This is a genomic window from Proteus sp. CA142267 (assembly GCF_003336825.1).
Lineage (GTDB): Bacteria > Pseudomonadota > Gammaproteobacteria > Enterobacterales > Enterobacteriaceae > Proteus > Proteus terrae.
This window is the reverse complement of record NZ_QPMG01000006.1, coordinates 189,547-207,405: the sequence shown is the minus strand read 5'-3', so window position 1 is coordinate 207,405 and position 17,859 is coordinate 189,547. Positions and strand designations below refer to the sequence as shown.

Genomic DNA, 17,859 nt, shown 5'->3' with positions numbered 1-17,859 from the left:
GAGACATCAGGTGTTTCGGCACCTGATGTACTGAGTATAAGGGCATATTGCTTTCCCAAAAATAAGCGATATAACAATGAAAAAAAGAGAGCCACTGTGAAAGTGTTGACTGTTTTTGGCACACGCCCTGAAGCGATAAAAATGGCACCTTTAGTGCACGCTTTAGCAAATGATGATTCGTTTGAAGCGAAGGTATGTGTTACGGCCCAACATCGAGAAATGCTTGATCAGGTATTAAATCTTTTTGAGATCAAACCAGATTACGATCTCAATATTATGAAACCAGGACAAGATTTAACGGATATTACCTGTCGTATTTTAGAAGGGTTAAAACCGGTATTAGCGTCATTTCAACCTGATGTTGTTTTGGTACATGGTGATACAACAACGACCATGGCAGCAAGTTTAGCCGCATTCTATCAACGAATTCCTGTTGGGCATGTGGAAGCTGGGTTACGTACTGGCAATCTTTATTCCCCTTGGCCTGAAGAGGCAAACCGTACTATTGCAGGGCATCTTGCAATGTATCACTTCGCACCAACAGAAACTGCAAAATTAAATCTGGTGCGAGAAGCGGTTGCGGATAAAAATATTTTTGTTACAGGAAATACGGTAATTGATGCGTTGTTTTGGGTAAGTGACAGAGTGATGGGCAATCAAACACTCTTAAATGAGCTTGCTGTAAACTATCCATTTATTCAGCCTGACAAGAAAATGATCTTGGTAACAGGGCATCGTCGAGAAAGTTTTGGTGGTGGTTTTGAACGTATCTGCCAAGCTTTAGCTGAAATTGCATTAGCACACCCAGATGTAGAAGTTGTCTATCCTGTTCACTTAAATCCTAATGTGAGTGAACCGGTTCAACGTATCCTTCATGGTATTGATAATATTAAATTAATACAGCCACAAGATTATCTCCCATTCGTTTATTTAATGAATCATGCTTACCTTATTTTGACCGATTCGGGTGGAATTCAAGAAGAAGCCCCTTCATTAGGTAAGCCAGTTCTTGTAATGCGAGACACAACGGAGCGCCCAGAAGCTGTTGAAGCGGGCTCTGTTCGCTTAGTGGGAACAGATACTAAACGTATTGTTAGCGAAGTAACCTCTTTATTGACAGACGAAAACGCGTATCACCAAATGAGTAAGGCGACAAACCCTTATGGTGATGGTCATGCCTGCCAACGTATTCTTGAAGCATTGAAAAAAAATCAGGTGACATTATGAGTTTTGAAACTATTTCTGTTATCGGCCTCGGCTACATTGGTTTACCTACAGCGGCAGCTTTTGCCTCTCGTAAAAAAAGCGTCATCGGTGTTGATGTTAATCAGCATGCCGTTGATACGATTAATAAAGGTCAAATTCACATTGTTGAGCCTGATCTTGATAAAGTCGTTAAACAAGCGGTTGAAGAAGGCCATTTAAAAGCCTATACCACGCCACAGCCAGCAGATGCTTACCTTATTGCTGTACCTACACCATTTAAAGGTGAGCATGAGCCTGATTTGGCTTATGTTGAAGCAGCCGCACGCTCTATCGCACCTGTATTGAAAAAAGGTGACCTTATTATTCTAGAATCAACCTCACCAGTTGGCTCTACTGAAAAAATGGCTGAGTGGTTAGCGGAAGCTCGCCCAGACTTAACATTCCCTCATCAACAAGGTGAAGATGCTGATATCGATGTAGCTTACTGCCCTGAGCGTGTATTACCGGGTCAAGTGATGATTGAACTTATCCGCAATGACCGTGTTGTGGGTGGTATGAATCGTAAATCATCAGAGCGTGCAAGCGAGTTGTACAAAATCTTCCTTGAAGGTGAATGTGTTATTACTAATGCACGTACCGCAGAAATGTGTAAGCTGACTGAAAATAGTTTCCGTGATGTTAATATTGCGTTTGCTAACGAATTATCACTGATTTGTGCTGACCAAGATATCAATGTGTGGGAGCTAATTAGCTTGGCGAATCGCCATCCTCGCGTCAATATTTTACAGCCAGGTCCAGGTGTTGGTGGCCATTGTATCGCGGTTGACCCTTGGTTTATCGTGTCACAAAATCCCAAACAATCTCGTTTAATTCACACTGCCCGTTTGGTCAATGATGGCAAACCAGTGTGGGTTATCGATCAAGTTAAAGCCGCTGTTGCTGATTGTCTTACTGAAACAGGTAAACGCGCAAACGAAATTAAAATTGCCTGCTTTGGTTTAGCCTTTAAGCCTAATATTGATGACTTACGTGAAAGTCCAGCGATGAATATCACTAAACAAGTCGCTGACTGGCACAGTGGTACGACATTCGCAGTTGAACCTAATATTCATGAGTTACCAACAAAACTGAAAGGGATCACAGAGTTAGTATCAACAGAGCAAGCATTGAAAGACGCGGATATTGTCTTAATGTTAGTTGATCATCAACAGTTTAAAGCGATCCCAGGTAGTAAAGTCACTCAAAAATGGATTGTAGATACTAAAGGAGTATGGCGTTGAAACGCATTCTAGTTACAGGCGGAGCCGGTTTTATCGGCTCTGCTGTTGTTCGACATATTATTGATAACACCAATGACAGCGTTGTTGTGGTGGATAAACTGACTTATGCCGGTAATTTAGAGTCATTAGCAACCGTAGCTGACAGCGAACGCTATGCCTTTGAGCAAGTCGATATCTGTGATAGAGCTGAGCTTGATCGCTTATTTGCTCAATATCAGCCAGATGTTGTTATGCACTTAGCGGCAGAAAGCCATGTTGACCGTTCTATCGATGGCCCCGCTGCATTTATTGAAACCAATATTGTGGGTACTTACACCTTATTGGAAGCGGCTCGCCATTTTTGGCAAGTTCTACCTGAAGAGAAGAAAACGGCATTTCGTTTCCACCATATCTCAACAGATGAAGTGTATGGCGATTTAGAAGGTACAGATGATTTCTTTACTGAAACTACGCCTTATGCACCAAGTAGCCCATATTCTGCGTCTAAAGCTTCAAGCGACCATTTAGTTCGTGCTTGGTTGCGTACTTACGGTTTACCAACAGTGATCACGAACTGCTCGAATAACTACGGCCCTTACCATTTTCCTGAAAAATTAATCCCATTAATTATCTTAAATGCGATTTCAGGAAAACCATTACCTGTTTATGGTAAAGGTGAACAGATCCGTGATTGGCTCTATGTTGAAGATCATGCTCGTGCTCTCTATTTAGTCGCAACAACAGCAACACCGGGTAAAACTTACAATATTGGTGGACACAATGAGCGTCGCAATATTGATGTTGTTAAAACGATTTGTGCGCTGTTAGAAGAGTTATATCCAGCAAAACCAGAAGGTGTTGCTCAGTATGTCGATCTCATCACTTATGTGAAAGACAGACCAGGTCATGACCTGCGCTATGCGATTGATGCAGCGAAAATTGAAGCTGAATTAGGCTGGAAACCAGAAGAGACATTTGAATCTGGCATTCGTAAAACTGTTTTGTGGTATTTAAATAACGAAACTTGGTGGAAACGGGTGTTAGATGGCTCTTATGCAGGTGAACGTCTAGGGCTTGGGAACTGATTAAGTAAAGAAGGATAAATGATGAAAGGTATTATTTTAGCGGGTGGCTCGGGTACACGACTGCATCCGATAACCAAAGGGGTATCGAAGCAATTATTGCCTATCTATGATAAACCCATGATCTATTATCCGCTTTCAGTTCTGATGCTTGCTGGTATTCAAGATATTTTGATCATTACAACACCAGATGACATGACCTCATTTCAGCGCTTATTGGGTGATGGTTCTGCATTTGGTGTTCGTCTTCAATATAAAATTCAGCCATCTCCTGATGGCTTAGCCCAAGCCTTTATTTTGGGTGAGGAATTTATTGGTGATGATCATTGCTGTTTAGTTTTAGGCGATAATATCTATTTTGGTCAAGGGTTTAGTCCAAAACTGAAACAAGTTGCACTACGTGAACGTGGTGCAACAGTCTTTGGTTATCAAGTTATGGATCCTGAACGATTTGGTGTTGTTGAATTTGACGATGATTTTAAAGTGTTATCGATTGAAGAAAAACCAGAACAACCTAAATCTAATTGGGCTGTCACGGGGCTGTATTTCTACGATAACCGAGTGGTTGATTTTGCCAAACGAGTCAAACCTTCGATTCGTGGTGAATTAGAAATTACGTCGATTAATCAGATGTATCTTGAATGTGGTGAGCTTAACGTTGAACTACTGGGGCGTGGTTTTGCGTGGTTAGATACCGGAACTCACGATAGTTTAATTGAAGCCAGTACCTTTGTTCAAACTGTTGAAAAACGCCAAGGATTTAAAGTGGCGTGCCTTGAAGAGATTGCTTGGCGTAATGGTTGGCTTAGTGATGACCAAGTAAGAGAAAGCGCAAAATCACTGTCTAAAACTGGTTATGGTCGCTATCTATTGGATTTATTACATGTCCGTCCTCGCCAATATTAATTATCTTGAGTGGGAAAGTGAGTATTTTTCCCTCAAAACAGGGCGTCTTGAGTTTGATACACAAGCGCCCGTGTTAACAGACGAACAGCTTGATGCTTTTGCTGTGGTTCAAGCAAAAGTCGCATCTCATGAGCTTTCTCTCATCGATAAACTCAGCCAATTAGGTTTTCAATTTGCGGAAGGTGAAATTGATTTTAAACTTTCAATTGGCACAGAAAATGCTTGTAAGAAAGCGACTGAATATTGTTTTAGAAAAGCCAATGAAGATGATATCGATTTATTGATGGCAACGGCTTCAGAGGCTTTTGTACAAAGTCGTTTTAGAACACCTTGGTATCAAGAAGGTGATAGCAGTCGTTTTTATGCATTATGGGTTAAAAAAGCGGTGTTAGGCACATTCGATGATATTTGCTTACTGACTTATGATGCTGAAAATAATGTCAGTGGTTTTGTCACTTTACGCCGTCTATCTGAAAATGAAGCAAGAGTGGGATTACTAGCGGTAATGCCCAACAGAATAGGACAAGGCATTGGTAAACAACTGATGTCGGCCGCGAAGTTTTGGTGTCAACAACAAGGTATTTCGACCTTATATGTTGCAACACAGATCAGCAATATTGCAGCTTCGCGTTTATACACACACAGTGGGGGCTTAATAGAGAGCACCACTTATTGGTTATACAGGGGATAATATGATTCCGTTTAATAAACCACCGGTCGTCGGCACAGAATTAGAATATATGAAACAAGCTATGGAAAGTGGCAAGCTCTGTGGTGATGGCAATTTCACAAAGAAATGTGAAAAGTGGTTAGAAGAACAATTTCATTGTCATAAAACGCTGTTAACACCATCTTGTACAGCATCGCTTGAAATGGCTGCTATATTATTAGATATCAAGCCTGGCGATGAAGTCATTATGCCAAGTTTTACCTTTGTTTCGACCTCTAATGCGTTTGTATTACGTGGCGCAACGATTGTTTTCGTTGATATTCGTCCAGATACTATGAATATTGATGAAACAAAAATTGAAGCGGCAATTACAGAGAAAACCCGCGCTATTATTCCCGTTCATTACGCAGGTGTTGCGTGTGAAATGGACACGATTATGGCGATTGCGAAAAAACATAATCTGTTTGTTATTGAAGATGCTGCACAAGGTGTCATGTCAACTTACAAGGGTAAGGCTCTTGGCACAATTGGTCATATTGGTTGCTATAGCTTCCATGAAACTAAAAACTACTCATCAGGCGGTGAGGGTGGCGCAACGCTGATTAACGATCCTGATTTAATCAATCGCGCAGAAGTTATCCGTGAAAAAGGTACCAATCGTAGCCAATTTTTCCGTGGTCAGGTAGATAAATATACTTGGCGTGATATTGGTTCTAGCTACTTGATGTCAGACTTACAAGCGGCTTATTTATGGGCTCAACTTGAAGAAGCTGAAAAAATTAATGAACGTCGTTTAGCATTTTGGCAGATTTACTATGATGCATTGGCTCCATTAGCGGAAAAAGGTTTATTAGCGCTTCCAATCGTTCCTGAAGGTTTAGAACACAATGCGCACATGTTCTATATCAAACTGAAAGATATCGAGCAACGTACCGCATTTAATGACTACATGAAAGAACACGGCGTTTTAACAGTGTTCCACTATGTGTCATTACATACTAGCCCAGCAGGTATGAAGTTTGGTCGCTTTGATGGTGACGATATTTTCACAACGCAAGAAAGTGAGCGTTTAGTGCGTTTACCTATGTTCTACAACATGACAGAAGAAGAGCAGCAGACTGTTATTGGCCATATCCGCGACTTCTTTGCTTAATTATGTCATTAGCCAAAGCATCAATTTGGACAGCCGGATCAACCCTGATAAAAATCGGGGCTGGTCTGCTTGTCGTCAAGTTACTTGCAGTCTCTTTTGGGCCAACAGGGGTCGGGTTAGCAGGTAACTTTCGTCAATTAATCACCGTACTAGGTGTCTTATCTGGTGCGGGTATTTTTAATGGTGTGACAAAATTAATCGCACAATATCAAGATGATGATATTCAACGCAAAAAAGTGTTGGGTACTTCATCATCCATGATTTTGCTGTTTTCTACACTATTAGCTATTTTATTTCTTCTTTTTTCTGCTCCTATTAGCCAAGTGTTATTTGGTGATGATTATCATCAATATCAGGATATTGTAAGAGCCGTTGCTTTTATTCAAATGGGGATAGCATATAGCAACTATTTTCTTGCCATCTTAAAAGGTTATCGTGATGCGGCAGGTAATGCTTTATCAGTGATTGCCGGTAGCATTATTGGTGTTGTTGCTTATTATTTATGCTATTTATTTGCGGGTTATCACGGTGCATTAATTGGACTTGCATTAGTACCTGCACTTATTTTATTTCCTGCTACATTTTTAGTAGCAAAGCGTAAGCGTTTCGCTTTAAGCGAGCTTAAACCTCATTGGGATAAGGCGATAGCAAGTCATCTTGGTAAGTTTACCATTATGGCGATACTAACATCGATTACATTACCCGTTGCTTATATCATGATGCGTAACTTACTTGCTGAGCACTATAGCTGGGAAGACGTAGGAATTTGGCAAGGAGTGACCAGTATTTCAGATGCTTATTTGCAATTTATTACTGCATCTTTTTCTGTTTATTTATTGCCAACACTCTCTCGATTAACGCAAAAGAGTGATATTACCAAAGAGATCGTTAAATCACTGAAATTTGTATTACCTGCAGTCGCTGCTGCGAGTTTTATGGTGTGGTTATTACGTGATTTTGCGATTTGGTTACTGTTTTCAGATAAATTTGTCGCTATGCGTGATTTATTTGCATGGCAGCTTGTTGGCGATGTTTTAAAAGTAGGCGCTTATGTCTTTGGTTATCTGGTCATCGCAAAAGCGGCACTACGTTTTTATATCCTTACAGAAGTAAGCCAGTTTGCCCTATTGACGCTATTTTCGCGTTGGCTTATTCCTGAGCATGGTGCGTTAGGTGCCGCTCAAGCCTATATGGCAACGTATATTATTTACTTCCTTCTCTGTAGTTCTGTTTTCGTGATTTATTGCAGGCGCAAATGACAACTTTGATTTACGTACTAGGTTCAGACATTGTGCATCATAACAACACAATGTTACGGTTTTTTAACGACCACCTCGTGACTGAGGCGGGGTTAACGTATAAACCTCGTTTTATCGTTGCCAGTAAAAATACTTCACTGCAAGAAAGCTATCCAGCTTTAGATATTGAGTGTTTAGCTGATAAAAAGCAGGTTGCACAGAGAGTGGTCACATTGGCCAAGGCCGATACTCACCAACGATTCCTTTTTTTAGGTCAGTTTAATGCGCCTATTTGGTTGGCATTATTAACTGGCAAGATCAAACGTCATCAATTTTGGTGGCATATTTGGGGTGCTGATTTATATCAGGATTCTAAACAGCTAAAATTTAAACTCTTCTATCTTCTTCGTAAACTCGCTCAAAAGCGTGTGGGCCGAGTATTTGGCACACGAGGTGATCTGAATTACTTCGCACAATTTAACGTTAATATTCCAGCCAGTTTGCTCTATTTCCCAACAAGAATGGATCCTGAGCTTACGGTGACAGAAAAAGCGCCTATTGATGAAAAACAGCTCACCATTATTGTGGGTAATTCAGGGGATAGATCGAATCGCCATATTGAAGCTTTACAGGCAATTGCCGAGCAATATGGAACGCGTGCAAAAGTGATTATTCCAATGGGATATCCTGAAAATAATCACGTTTATATTAATGAAGTAGCCCAAGCAGCTAGCCAATTGCTTCCCTATAATCAGGTTGAAATATTACGTGACAAATTGGCATTTGACGATTATCTCGCGTTATTAAAAACATGCGATTTAGGCTATTTTATTTTCCACCGTCAACAAGGTATTGGCACGATTTGTCTGCTTATTCAATTTGCGATCCCTTTTGTTATTAGTCGTCAAAATCCATTTTGGCAGGACTTAACTGAACAAAGTGTTCCTGTTTTTTTCTCAGGGGATAAATTAGATGTTGCGCTGATTGAAGAGGCTAAACGTCAATTGCTGATGCTTGATCGCCAAAATATTGCCTTCTTCGCGCCTAATTTCACGGATGGTTGGAAAGAGTTAATTGAGATGAGTACAGGAGAGCCGCAATGACATTGGCGGAACTGGGTGGCTTAGCACTTGTTTATTTTATCTCTTTAAGTTTTATTTTATTGCTGACTTATCAAGAGTTTCGTCGAGTTCGCTTTAATTTTAATGTTTTTTTCTCAATGCTCTATCTACTGACCTTTTATTTTGGTTTCCCACTGACTTGTATGTTGGTATTCCAATTTGATGTCGCAGTTGTACCCGTTGATTCATTATTATACGCGCTATTAGCCTCTACCAGCTTCTATGCCATTTATTATGTAACCTATAAGGTAAGACTGAGAAAAGCGGTTGACGGCTCTTCTAGGTCGCTATTTACGATGAATAGAGTAGAAACCAACCTTACTTGGATCTTATTGGCATTAATAGCGTTTGTAACTGTGGGAATTTTCTTTTTACAAAATGGCTTTTTACTCTTTAAGCTTAAAACGTATAGCCAAATTTTTTCAAGCCAAGTGTCAGGTGTTGCGCTTAAGCGCTTTTTCTATTTCTTTATCCCTGCAATGCTGGTGGTTTATTTCTTAAAACCCACTCAACAACGATGGATTTTCTTCCTCTGTGCAACGGTGGGTTTTGGGATCTTAACCTACATTATCGTGGGCGGAACCCGCGCTAATATCATCATCGCTTTTGCGCTGTTTTTGTTTATCGGTATTGTTCGAGGTTGGATAACCTTATGGATGTTGGTTGCCGCAGGGGTTATGAGTATTGTTGGAATGTTCTGGTTGGCATTAAAACGCTATGGCCTTGATGTGAGTGGTGCAGAGGCATTCTATACTTTCTTATACCTCACTCGTGATACGTTCTCTCCTTGGGAAAATCTAGCTTTATTACTTAATAATTATGACAAGATTGAGTTCCAAGGACTTGCACCGATTATTCGTGATTTTTATGTTTTTATTCCTTCTTGGGTATGGCCAGAACGCCCAGATGTAGTGCTGAACTCAGCAAACTACTTTACATGGGAAGTACTTAATTACCATGCGGGTCTTGCTATTTCACCGACCTTAATTGGCTCTCTGGTTGTTATGGGGGGCATTGCCTTCATCCCATTGGGCGCGATTGTTGTAGGGCTGATTATTAAGTGGTTTGATTGGCTATATCAGCAAGGGCTCAATGAAAGCAATCGTTATAAATCGGCTATTTTGCAAGCTTTCTGCTTTGGGGCTATTTTTAATATGATTGTTTTGGCACGAGAAGGTGTTGATTCTTTCGTTTCTCGCGTTGTGTTTTTCTGTTTAATTTTTGGTTTATGTTTGGTGGTTGCCAAACTGCTTTATTGGTTATTTGAAAGTGCGGGATTAGTGCGTAATTACGTGACTCGTCAAATACAAAGTGAACCTCGTTGTTTAGAGAAAAAGGAAAAGTAATGGGATCCAATTCAATTCCGAAGTATTCAATCCGCGGACATGATATCTGGGGATTTCGCGATATGGCTCATTTTCTGGATTATCTCTATGAAGGAGCACAAATAAAAAGTGGCTCTCTGATTGCCATTAATGCAGAAAAAATTCTCACAGCAGAAACAGACTCAGCACTTAATGAGCTACTCAATGAAGCTGATTATCTTTATGCGGATGGTATTAGTGTAGTGCGAGGTATTCGTCGTAAATACCCTGATGCAAATGTTTCTCGTATTGCAGGTGCGGATTTATGGGAAGCGTTAATGGAAAGAGCAGGCAAAGAGGGAACCCCTGTTTTTCTTGTTGGTGGTAAACCTGAAATTCTTTCTCAAACCGAAGATAAGCTTAAAGCGCAATGGAACGTAAATATTGTGGGTAGCCAGAACGGTTACTTCACACCACAAGATAGAGAGGCGTTATTTGAGCGTATAAAGGCCTCTGGTGCGAAGATAGTAACTATTGCCATGGGATCACCTAAGCAAGAGTTATTTATTCGTGCATGTCGTGAAATTTACCCTGATGCTTTATACATGGGGGTTGGCGGAACTTATGACGTATTTACAGGCCATGTTAAAAGAGCACCGAAAGCATGGCAAAATCTTGGGTTAGAGTGGTTATATCGTTTGTTATCACAACCAAGCCGAATTAAGCGTCAATTTAAGCTGTTAAAATTCGTTGGGTATTACTATTCCAACAAATTGTAATAGAGATTGCGTCTTTTTTGTTAGACATGACTGAGTAAATGATTTATTCACGCTTTTATCTAGCATCTTGATTGTTTAATTATTATACTGATGGGGCGTTTAGCGTGTAAAAATGCTCCATTTATCGACGAAATGCACAAACTATCGTCAAACAAACTTTTTTTTTCAAAAAGCACTAGACAGACAGAGCGTAAATCCGTACTATCCTCTCCCGCAACGGCGTGAAGCGCCCGTAGCTCAGCTGGATAGAGCGCTGCCCTCCGGAGGCAGAGGTCTCAGGTTCGAATCCTGTCGGGCGCGCCATTAAAGCGTGCTAAGAGTTACGGTGAAGAACGTTGTTGTAAGAAGTAATAAGATAGCTGTTATGGTGGCTATAGCTCAGTTGGTAGAGCCCTGGATTGTGATTCCAGTTGTCGTGGGTTCGAGTCCCATTAGCCACCCCATCTTATCTTAGTTATTGTTTATGCGAGGGTGGCGGAATTGGTAGACGCGCTAGCTTCAGGTGTTAGTGTTCTAACGGACGTGGGGGTTCAAGTCCCCCCCTTCGCACCAATAAACAAGATAAGAGCAGTGATGCAGACGGCGAGTAGCGCAGCCTGGTAGCGCAACTGGTTTGGGACCAGTGGGTCGGAGGTTCGAATCCTCTCTCGCCGACCAATAAGAAAAAGCCTCGATTATATCGAGGCTTTTTCGTATCTACGACTTGCCTTTTTAAAAGCCACAACACCATTTCTACATCTACATCTACATCTACATCTACATCTACATCTACATCTACTTCTATAATTAGTTACTCTTTTCATATTTTTATTTATTGTTATGTGTTCCAGATAAGAAAGCCAAAATAACGTTTTTAACAAAAATGCCATCCTTGTCACTTAAGGGTTATTGATAATTTAATTTATTGCCGAATTTTAATCTTCATAAAAAGATAGGTAAAATACGTAAAATAATTGATTATAATTATATGAAATATAAGACTTTTATTTTATATGTCGGTAAATGCCAACACTCGCCATTTTTAATGTCTCCAATAAGAGACATTTAACATGTTGATTTTATTTGATTAAATGGTTGGTATGTTTTTCTTGTCGTGAAAAAGAGACGTATATCAGACCCTATATTTTCTTTTCTATTTAGCAATAGCATGGTGAAAGCACAGGCCATAGCTTTTTTATCATTGAAAATGAGTGAAGCCGGAAAGGAAAACTAAAATTCAATAAGTTACCTTATGCTTTTTTTAGAGAGAGAATATTTTTCATAAAAAATGAAAAATTGGCACACTTAATGCAATATCTATCTTGTAGATGCTCATTCCACTCCTTATGACAGCACATGGCTTCATAAACCTAGGAATGATGCAGAGCCGATTATTCGGTGCCTACGTCCACGTTAACGATGAACATCATTCATCATCAACAGGACGAAACGTTGAGTGAGGCACCATCCGTCTGTAGACCTGATTGTATATTTATGCGCCTGTATAGTTTTATACAGGCGTTTTTTTATATACCAACCACACATCTATTTTGTATTCATCGCATTATCACGCTATTATCCAGCGCAAGGGTAGATTGGAGATAGCATCATTATGATAAATAAAAAAAAAGCATATCTTGCACAAGAAAAACTCTTTCTTATAGAGAAGTTTGGCCCATTATTATTCTTTTTGATCCCTCTTATCGTGCTTATTATTGGTGGCAAATCATGGGCTAAATATGTGGCTTTTCTTTGTCAGGGGATCGCTCTGATTTATATTGTTGTGTTTTATCAGGCGAGAAAATATTACCTGTCATTTAAGCAAGAAAATGAGAAGGGAATACCCACTCGTTTTTATCGAATTGCTTGGGTGTATATATTTTTGGCTCTATGTGTAGAAGTGGTATTGCTATTTCAACATGGCTTTTAAATCAAATAAAAAACCCTCAATAAAGAGGGTTTTTAAATCAGTCGATCAAACAATTTATGATCACGTTCTTATTGAATGAGTTTATTTACTTTTTTTCGGCTCTTCAAAAATGACAGAATTTTTTTTCAGTGTCATTAATAAAGCATCTTTGCGCACCTTCGCCGACTCTTCAGATTTTTTCTGTTTATCTAATGCATCAGCAAGCCACGCAAAGTCATGGACATCAGGACGTTGCTTTAACGCATTACGGAAGGCCTCTTCAGCTTGAGCCCATTGTCCTTGTTGCATTGCAATCTGACCTAATGTGCTATTGAGTAATGGCGTTGGCCCATGTTGTTTAATTAATGAATTGAGTACTTTCAAAATAACATTGGCATCTGTATTTTTTAAACGAGGTAATAGTAAGATCAATCGTTCATCATACTGACGTTTAACGCCGTCTAAGATGATCGTTTGAGCAGTCTCTGGATCGTTGCACTCAATAAGGTGTTCAGCTAAAACGACACGTAATGCATTATCGTGATGTACTTTACGCGGTTGTGCTTTCCACCAATTCTTCAGCCCATCACAGCCATTTTCGGACATTTTCTGTCCCATAATACCGATATAGGCTTTTTGGCGTAATTGCTCTAGTTCATCATCCGTATGTAATGCAATTTTTTGCATAGAAGGAATGATATCAAGCAATGCTTGCCAAGCCGCTGTTCGTGTATAAGCGACTTCTGCAAGACGTAACACTTCTGGATGGCGTGGTGCTTGATTTAATAATTCATCAACCCCTGTACGTGCTGCATGATTTTCGTTTTGTGCTAATAAAATACGCACTCGTGTGATATCAACAGGAAGCTGATTGGTATCGGCAAGTTCAGCTGCACGCTCAAGGTGTTGCTGAACTCGGAACTCATCACCACGTTGTTGTGCGGCTTCAGCGGCTAACAGGTAGTTTACAACGGGCTGTTCTGCATAATCTGCATTACGGCTCATCAGTTTTTCAACTTCTTTAAAATCACCTTCCGCTAATTTCATTAATGCCATGCTGGTTTGTTTACGTGCACGATTACGTTTACGGAAAGAAAACCAACTATATGCTTTTGAGCCTGTACCAATAAAACGGCGATAACTCCAACCAATGAGTAACAGTGCTAATTGCAGTAAAACAAACATAATGACAAGGCTGGTCACACTGGTTTCAATATCCCAATCATCAGTTTGTATAAGCACGTAACCTTGGTGGCCAGCCAAGAGTGGGCCAAAAATGATGCCGGCAATAAGCACCACAAAAAGGAGCAGTATTTTTAACATAAGCTTATTCTCCTTGTTGTGTTACTGGCGTATCAGTCGTTGCGCTATCAGCCGCAGCATCTTTCACGTTCTCTGATGCATTATGCTCAGCCTCTACGGGTTGGGCATCTTGGGCTTCAACAGCTTGTGCTTCAGCCACTTCTGGCTCTGCATACTCATTTTGTGCCAGTAGATTGCGGATTTGCTTTTCTACACGTTTCTCTAGCAGTGTCGGGCTTTTCAATTCTGATGGCATTGCAAGCGTAATAGATTGCTTCTCTAATTCAGATACCGTATCTAAAAATGCGGTTGTACTTGGATCAGAGGTATCAAAATAAGCTCGTACCCAAGTGGATACCGCTTCCAGTGATTGCTGATAAGTTTCTGTTTGGTGACGAGGCACGGCTTGAGAAGCGATTAATAAACGTGAACGGATATTCTCACGTAAATAGACATCTTGATTAGGTGCTAATAAAGGAACAGCCGCGGTATCACGGCGACGAATGGTAATAAAATCATCCATAAAGCTTTTCCAGCTCTTACTTAGATTTTGTTTCCAATCAGAAAGTGAACCTGAAATGGTTTCGTCGTTTTTATCCATTGGTGAGCCGTTACGCTCCAAGCCCGCTAAACGGAGATTATCAATCTGATTCGCTAACTGGTTTAATTGTAAGATGATGCCATCATTATCAATTTTGGTGAGCGCGGCTAAACTGCTGATATCTTCATTAATAGCACGACGGATCTCAAGTAAACTCGGATCGTTCATTTCCGCTAAGCTACTGTCAGCACCTTTTAGTAGACTTACAGCGGTTACGACATCTTGATCATTCCATAACTTACGACCAGCCATTTTCACCATAAAATCAGCTTGAGCTAATAACCAGCTTTTGACGTCTGCACTGGAAATAGCGGCAAATCGAGTTTGTAGATCTTGAATTTGACGCTCTGTTGTTTGGCGCTCGTTTTGTAATTTATCGATAGTCTGTTTTTGTGAGTTAAACATGCTATCAATATTGTCAAAGCGTTGTTGATAAGTATTTTGGAGTTGTTGTAATTGGGCAAGCTCAGATTTGAGTGATTGATTTTCTACACTCAGCTTTGATGCTTGTTGATTGGTGTAATAGTAAAGGCTACCACCGATTGCCAAAATAACCAGGATAGCAACAGCACTTCCAATTAGACCTGAGCGCTTGTTATTAACAGGTTTGACTTCCTGATAGCGGACATTCTCATCAGCTTTAGCTGTATCTTTTGGCAAGTCATTATCATTCGTATTTTTCTGTTCCGTCATATCGGCGTCTCATTTAGGTTCTATATTAATGCATGAAATAAAGCATCATTATTGGCACTTTCAGCAACGGTGACGGTTTCCCACCCTAATGTTTTTGCTATTGTTGCTAATCGTTCACTGACCACAACTAAATGGCAGTTTAACAGCCATGCTTTTTTAGATTCAGCGACCAGATCAAAGAGTTGTTGTAACATTTCACCGCTAGTGACAACAAGCGTATCAACCTGTGCTTTTTCCCATTGAAGCGCAAAGTCTTCAGGGGAATAATTAATAAATAGGCGTTGGTAACATTCGCATTCATCAACGATCGCACCTCGTTGACTCAATGTTGTCGCGAGTAAGTCACGACCACCATTACCTCTAAGCAGTAAAATTCGTTTGTTTTTCACCTGATTAAGTGCAGGAAGTTGGAGAAGATCTTCACTGGTTTCTCCTTGCTCAGGGTAGCAAATTGGAAGACTGCTTAAATGTTGGAAATCTTTCGCTGTGCTTTGGCCTATTCCATAATAGGATAGCGTATCTGGCCATGATTGTTGTAATTGATTTAGCTGCCAGTTTGCGTATAACACCGCATTTTTGGAAAGTAAAAATACACAATCACCCGCCCTTAATCCTTTTAGTTTAGCATTTAATAACGGGAGTTCATGACCCGCAGTGATCTCGATTAAAGGTGCTTGAAATGCTGTTTTCCCCGCATCAATTAAGCGCTGAGTTAATACCTCTCCTGCTGGATTGGGGCGAGTGACTAGAATACTCATGCAGGTGTGTTGCCTTGATACACGGAGGTTAAAATAGCTCGTGCACCTTTATCTAAAAGCTCTTCAGCCAATGAGATACCCGCAGTTTCGGCCTCTTCTGGAGTCACTAAACGTTCGCCACGTAAAATAGTTTCACCATCAGGAGAACCGACTAAAGCACGTAACCAAATTTTGTCATCTTGCCAAATGGCATAGCTTCCAATAGGAACTTGGCAACCGCCTTCAAGACGAGTATTCATTGCACGCTCCGCTTTAACGCAAACTGCGGTGCGTGTGTGATTAAGAGCATCTAATAGCTGGCGAGTTTCATTGTCATCTAAGCGGCACTCAATTCCAACAGCTCCTTGTCCAACCGCGGGTAAGGATTGCTCTGCAGATAATGGCGTGCGAATACGTTCGTTAAGACCTAGACGCTTTAAGCCAGCAACGGCAAGAATAATGGCATCGTAATCGCCATTATCTAATTTTCCTAAGCGAGTACCCACATTACCCCGCAAATCACGAATAATTAGATCTGGGCGTTGTGCTTTTAATTGGCATTGGCGGCGTAAACTGGATGTACCTACAATGCTACCTGCAGGCAGTTCTTCTAAAGAATCATAATGATTAGAGACAAAAGCATCACGGGGATCTTCGCGTTCACAAATAGTAACTAACCCTAAACCTTCTGGGAAATCAATAGGAACATCTTTCATAGAGTGAACGGCAATATCTGCCCGTGATTCAAGTAGAGCAAGTTCTAATTCTTTTACGAATAGTCCTTTGCCACCTACTTTAGCTAAAGGTGTATCTAGAATGATGTCACCTTTAGTGACCATCGGTACTAATTCGACGACTAAACCTGGATGAGTAAGTTGTAGTTGTTCTTTCACATAAAGTGCCTGCCACATAGCAAGGGGGCTTTGGCGGGTAGCAATACGGATGGTACTTTTTGACATAATAGTATTATCTCTTCCAAGCGATTAGCGATATTTTTGTTTAGAAATAAGGCATTGTTTTAACACTTTAAGGCCCAATTTTCCAGTTAAGGCGCTTTGTGTCGTGATTATAACGAAAGAAATGAGGTCATCATCGAAAAAGAAAAAAAGAAAAAGGAAATAGAAAATAAGTAAATTATTAATGAATGCAATTGAGTTTAGTTATTTTTAGAATTTTATTCTTCTTATATCTATATAAAAAGTGTGGTTATTTACAAAAACAAAACATCGGGTCAAATTTTTTAACATTTGGTGGGTGGAAGATGATATAAATATCATCTTTAATCTGAAGGCATTGATAAAACAACTATTATTTTAAATTCGCTTATCTTTCTTATTATTTTTTAATATATAAAAACACGATAAATTTTAACAAAATTATTTTTAAATAAAAGAAGGAGAAATAATTAAAATAAAGAAAAGAATTTATTTTTGAATTAAATAAATAACTAATAAAAATTAAATATTATTTTAAATATTATTATTGCAATATTAAAAATAGAATCCTTATTTTCATCGGAAATATAGAAAATAATCAAAAAATAAAAATAATTCATTATTATCAATTAGTTGCTTTTATTTTTTGCTTTTTTATCTGTTTTTTATGTTTTGTCAAAATTTATTTTTAGTTTCATCATCAAGTAAACAGGGTTTTTTGTGGGGTAAAGGGAGGATTGAGAGATTTTTTTATCATTTTTTTTATAAGTGAAATAACTTATCATTATGATTATAAAGGTGTTTATTCAGCGGCTTTACACGATTAAGCGCTTAAATATCACTTTTAGATCTTGGTGCTATATTTTGAGATCCTCTTTACGCCTTGCGCTCAAGGTGTTAAATTGATCACGTTTCCGAGATTTTGTTAGTAAAGTTTTATCTATTAATATACCTAACTCAACCTTGGTCACTTATAAACTCAGAT

General features: G+C 39.6%; 15 protein-coding genes and 4 tRNA genes. 15 read left to right on the top strand and 4 right to left on the bottom strand.

Annotated elements, in window-relative coordinates; translation table 11 throughout:
* The first annotated feature begins 96 nt into the window (after nucleotides 1–96).
* The 15 genes from wecB to C0T34_RS12020 all read left to right on the top strand — a co-directional run bounded on the left by wecB (nucleotide 97) and on the right by C0T34_RS12020 (nucleotide 12,627).
* The gene (gene wecB, locus C0T34_RS12090; RefSeq protein WP_069369918.1) at nucleotides 97–1,227 is read left to right on the top strand and encodes a UDP-N-acetylglucosamine 2-epimerase (non-hydrolyzing); all 1,131 of its coding nucleotides are present in this window, start codon (nucleotides 97–99) and stop codon (nucleotides 1,225–1,227) included.
* Nucleotides 1,224–2,486 (top strand): UDP-N-acetyl-D-mannosamine dehydrogenase, encoded by a 1,263-nt coding sequence (wecC, locus tag C0T34_RS12085; RefSeq protein WP_098941404.1) that lies wholly within the window; start codon nucleotides 1,224–1,226, stop codon nucleotides 2,484–2,486. Before wecB ends, wecC begins: the two co-directional genes overlap by 4 nt.
* The gene (rffG, locus tag C0T34_RS12080) at nucleotides 2,483–3,550 is read left to right on the top strand and encodes a dTDP-glucose 4,6-dehydratase (protein WP_098944023.1); all 1,068 of its coding nucleotides are present in this window, start codon (nucleotides 2,483–2,485) and stop codon (nucleotides 3,548–3,550) included. Before wecC ends, rffG begins: the two co-directional genes overlap by 4 nt.
* Before the next feature lie 21 nt (nucleotides 3,551–3,571).
* Complete coding sequence (gene rfbA / locus C0T34_RS12075) at nucleotides 3,572–4,453, top strand: glucose-1-phosphate thymidylyltransferase RfbA (RefSeq protein ID WP_098941403.1); 882 nt, start codon at nucleotides 3,572–3,574, stop codon at nucleotides 4,451–4,453.
* Complete coding sequence (gene rffC / locus C0T34_RS12070; protein ID WP_098941402.1) at nucleotides 4,431–5,144, top strand: dTDP-4-amino-4,6-dideoxy-D-galactose acyltransferase; 714 nt, start codon at nucleotides 4,431–4,433, stop codon at nucleotides 5,142–5,144. The genes rfbA and rffC overlap by 23 nt, the downstream gene beginning before the upstream one ends.
* 1 nt (nucleotide 5,145) lies before the next feature.
* Nucleotides 5,146–6,276 (top strand): dTDP-4-amino-4,6-dideoxygalactose transaminase, encoded by a 1,131-nt coding sequence (gene rffA, locus C0T34_RS12065; RefSeq protein ID WP_109850217.1) that lies wholly within the window; start codon nucleotides 5,146–5,148, stop codon nucleotides 6,274–6,276.
* A 2-nt stretch (nucleotides 6,277–6,278) separates the two neighbouring features.
* Entirely contained in the window at nucleotides 6,279–7,535 is a 1,257-nt protein-coding gene (wzxE, locus tag C0T34_RS12060; RefSeq protein ID WP_098941400.1) for a lipid III flippase WzxE, read from the top strand.
* Entirely contained in the window at nucleotides 7,532–8,617 is a 1,086-nt protein-coding gene (locus C0T34_RS12055) for a TDP-N-acetylfucosamine:lipid II N-acetylfucosaminyltransferase (RefSeq protein WP_109850216.1), read from the top strand. Before wzxE ends, C0T34_RS12055 begins: the two co-directional genes overlap by 4 nt.
* Entirely contained in the window at nucleotides 8,614–9,981 is a 1,368-nt protein-coding gene (gene wzyE / locus C0T34_RS12050; RefSeq protein WP_098941398.1) for an ECA oligosaccharide polymerase, read from the top strand. Before C0T34_RS12055 ends, wzyE begins: the two co-directional genes overlap by 4 nt.
* Nucleotides 9,981–10,718 carry a lipopolysaccharide N-acetylmannosaminouronosyltransferase gene (gene wecG, locus C0T34_RS12045; protein WP_098941397.1) on the top strand — a complete coding sequence of 246 codons (738 nt, stop codon included), beginning with the start codon at nucleotides 9,981–9,983 and terminating at the stop codon, nucleotides 10,716–10,718. The genes wzyE and wecG overlap by 1 nt, the downstream gene beginning before the upstream one ends.
* 226 nt (nucleotides 10,719–10,944) lie before the next feature.
* Nucleotides 10,945–11,021 (top strand) — tRNA-Arg (locus tag C0T34_RS12040).
* 64 nt (nucleotides 11,022–11,085) lie between these two features.
* Nucleotides 11,086–11,161 (top strand) — tRNA-His (locus C0T34_RS12035).
* Nucleotides 11,162–11,183: 22 nt separating this feature from the next.
* Nucleotides 11,184–11,270 (top strand) — tRNA-Leu (locus tag C0T34_RS12030).
* A gap of 28 nt (nucleotides 11,271–11,298) precedes the next feature.
* Nucleotides 11,299–11,375: transfer RNA gene (locus tag C0T34_RS12025), tRNA-Pro, on the top strand.
* Between the two features lie 934 nt (nucleotides 11,376–12,309).
* Complete coding sequence (locus C0T34_RS12020; RefSeq protein WP_109850215.1) at nucleotides 12,310–12,627, top strand: hypothetical protein; 318 nt, start codon at nucleotides 12,310–12,312, stop codon at nucleotides 12,625–12,627.
* Between the two features lie 81 nt (nucleotides 12,628–12,708).
* On the opposite strand, the gene hemY is transcribed toward C0T34_RS12020, so the two are convergent.
* The 4 genes from hemY to hemC are packed head-to-tail and all read right to left on the bottom strand — an operon-like array spanning nucleotide 12,709 to nucleotide 16,898.
* Nucleotides 12,709–13,929, bottom strand: coding sequence for a protoheme IX biogenesis protein HemY (gene hemY / locus C0T34_RS12015; protein ID WP_098941395.1), 1,221 nt, complete (start codon nucleotides 13,927–13,929; stop codon nucleotides 12,709–12,711).
* A 4-nt stretch (nucleotides 13,930–13,933) separates the two neighbouring features.
* Nucleotides 13,934–15,202: a uroporphyrinogen-III C-methyltransferase gene (gene hemX / locus C0T34_RS12010; protein ID WP_109850214.1), complete on the bottom strand. Its 1,269-nt coding sequence runs from the start codon at nucleotides 15,200–15,202 to the stop codon at nucleotides 13,934–13,936.
* Between the two features lie 20 nt (nucleotides 15,203–15,222).
* On the bottom strand, nucleotides 15,223–15,960 hold the full coding sequence (hemD, locus tag C0T34_RS12005; protein WP_098941393.1) for a uroporphyrinogen-III synthase: 738 nt from the start codon (nucleotides 15,958–15,960) through the stop codon (nucleotides 15,223–15,225).
* Complete coding sequence (hemC, locus tag C0T34_RS12000; RefSeq protein ID WP_098941392.1) at nucleotides 15,957–16,898, bottom strand: hydroxymethylbilane synthase; 942 nt, start codon at nucleotides 16,896–16,898, stop codon at nucleotides 15,957–15,959. Before hemC ends, hemD begins: the two co-directional genes overlap by 4 nt.
* Nucleotides 16,899–17,859 lie beyond the last annotated feature (961 nt).

What these genes read in the sequence shown, in the direction of transcription:
- wecC (WP_098941404.1), top strand. Translation starts at nt 1,224, where the DNA reads ATGAGTTTTGAAACTATTTCTGTTATCGGCCTCGGCTACATTGGTTTA.
- rfbA (WP_098941403.1), top strand. Translation starts at nt 3,572, where the DNA reads ATGAAAGGTATTATTTTAGCGGGTGGCTCGGGTACACGACTGCATCCG.
- rffC (WP_098941402.1), top strand. Translation starts at nt 4,431, where the DNA reads ATGTCCGTCCTCGCCAATATTAATTATCTTGAGTGGGAAAGTGAGTAT.
- rffA (WP_109850217.1), top strand. Translation starts at nt 5,146, where the DNA reads ATGATTCCGTTTAATAAACCACCGGTCGTCGGCACAGAATTAGAATAT.
- wzxE (WP_098941400.1), top strand. Translation starts at nt 6,279, where the DNA reads ATGTCATTAGCCAAAGCATCAATTTGGACAGCCGGATCAACCCTGATA.
- C0T34_RS12055 (WP_109850216.1), top strand. Translation starts at nt 7,532, where the DNA reads ATGACAACTTTGATTTACGTACTAGGTTCAGACATTGTGCATCATAAC.
- wzyE (WP_098941398.1), top strand. Translation starts at nt 8,614, where the DNA reads ATGACATTGGCGGAACTGGGTGGCTTAGCACTTGTTTATTTTATCTCT.
- wecG (WP_098941397.1), top strand. Translation starts at nt 9,981, where the DNA reads ATGGGATCCAATTCAATTCCGAAGTATTCAATCCGCGGACATGATATC.
- C0T34_RS12020 (WP_109850215.1), top strand. Translation starts at nt 12,310, where the DNA reads ATGATAAATAAAAAAAAAGCATATCTTGCACAAGAAAAACTCTTTCTT.
- hemY (WP_098941395.1), bottom strand. Translation starts at nt 13,929, where the DNA reads ATGTTAAAAATACTGCTCCTTTTTGTGGTGCTTATTGCCGGCATCATT.
- hemX (WP_109850214.1), bottom strand. Translation starts at nt 15,202, where the DNA reads ATGACGGAACAGAAAAATACGAATGATAATGACTTGCCAAAAGATACA.
- hemD (WP_098941393.1), bottom strand. Translation starts at nt 15,960, where the DNA reads ATGAGTATTCTAGTCACTCGCCCCAATCCAGCAGGAGAGGTATTAACT.
- hemC (WP_098941392.1), bottom strand. Translation starts at nt 16,898, where the DNA reads ATGTCAAAAAGTACCATCCGTATTGCTACCCGCCAAAGCCCCCTTGCT.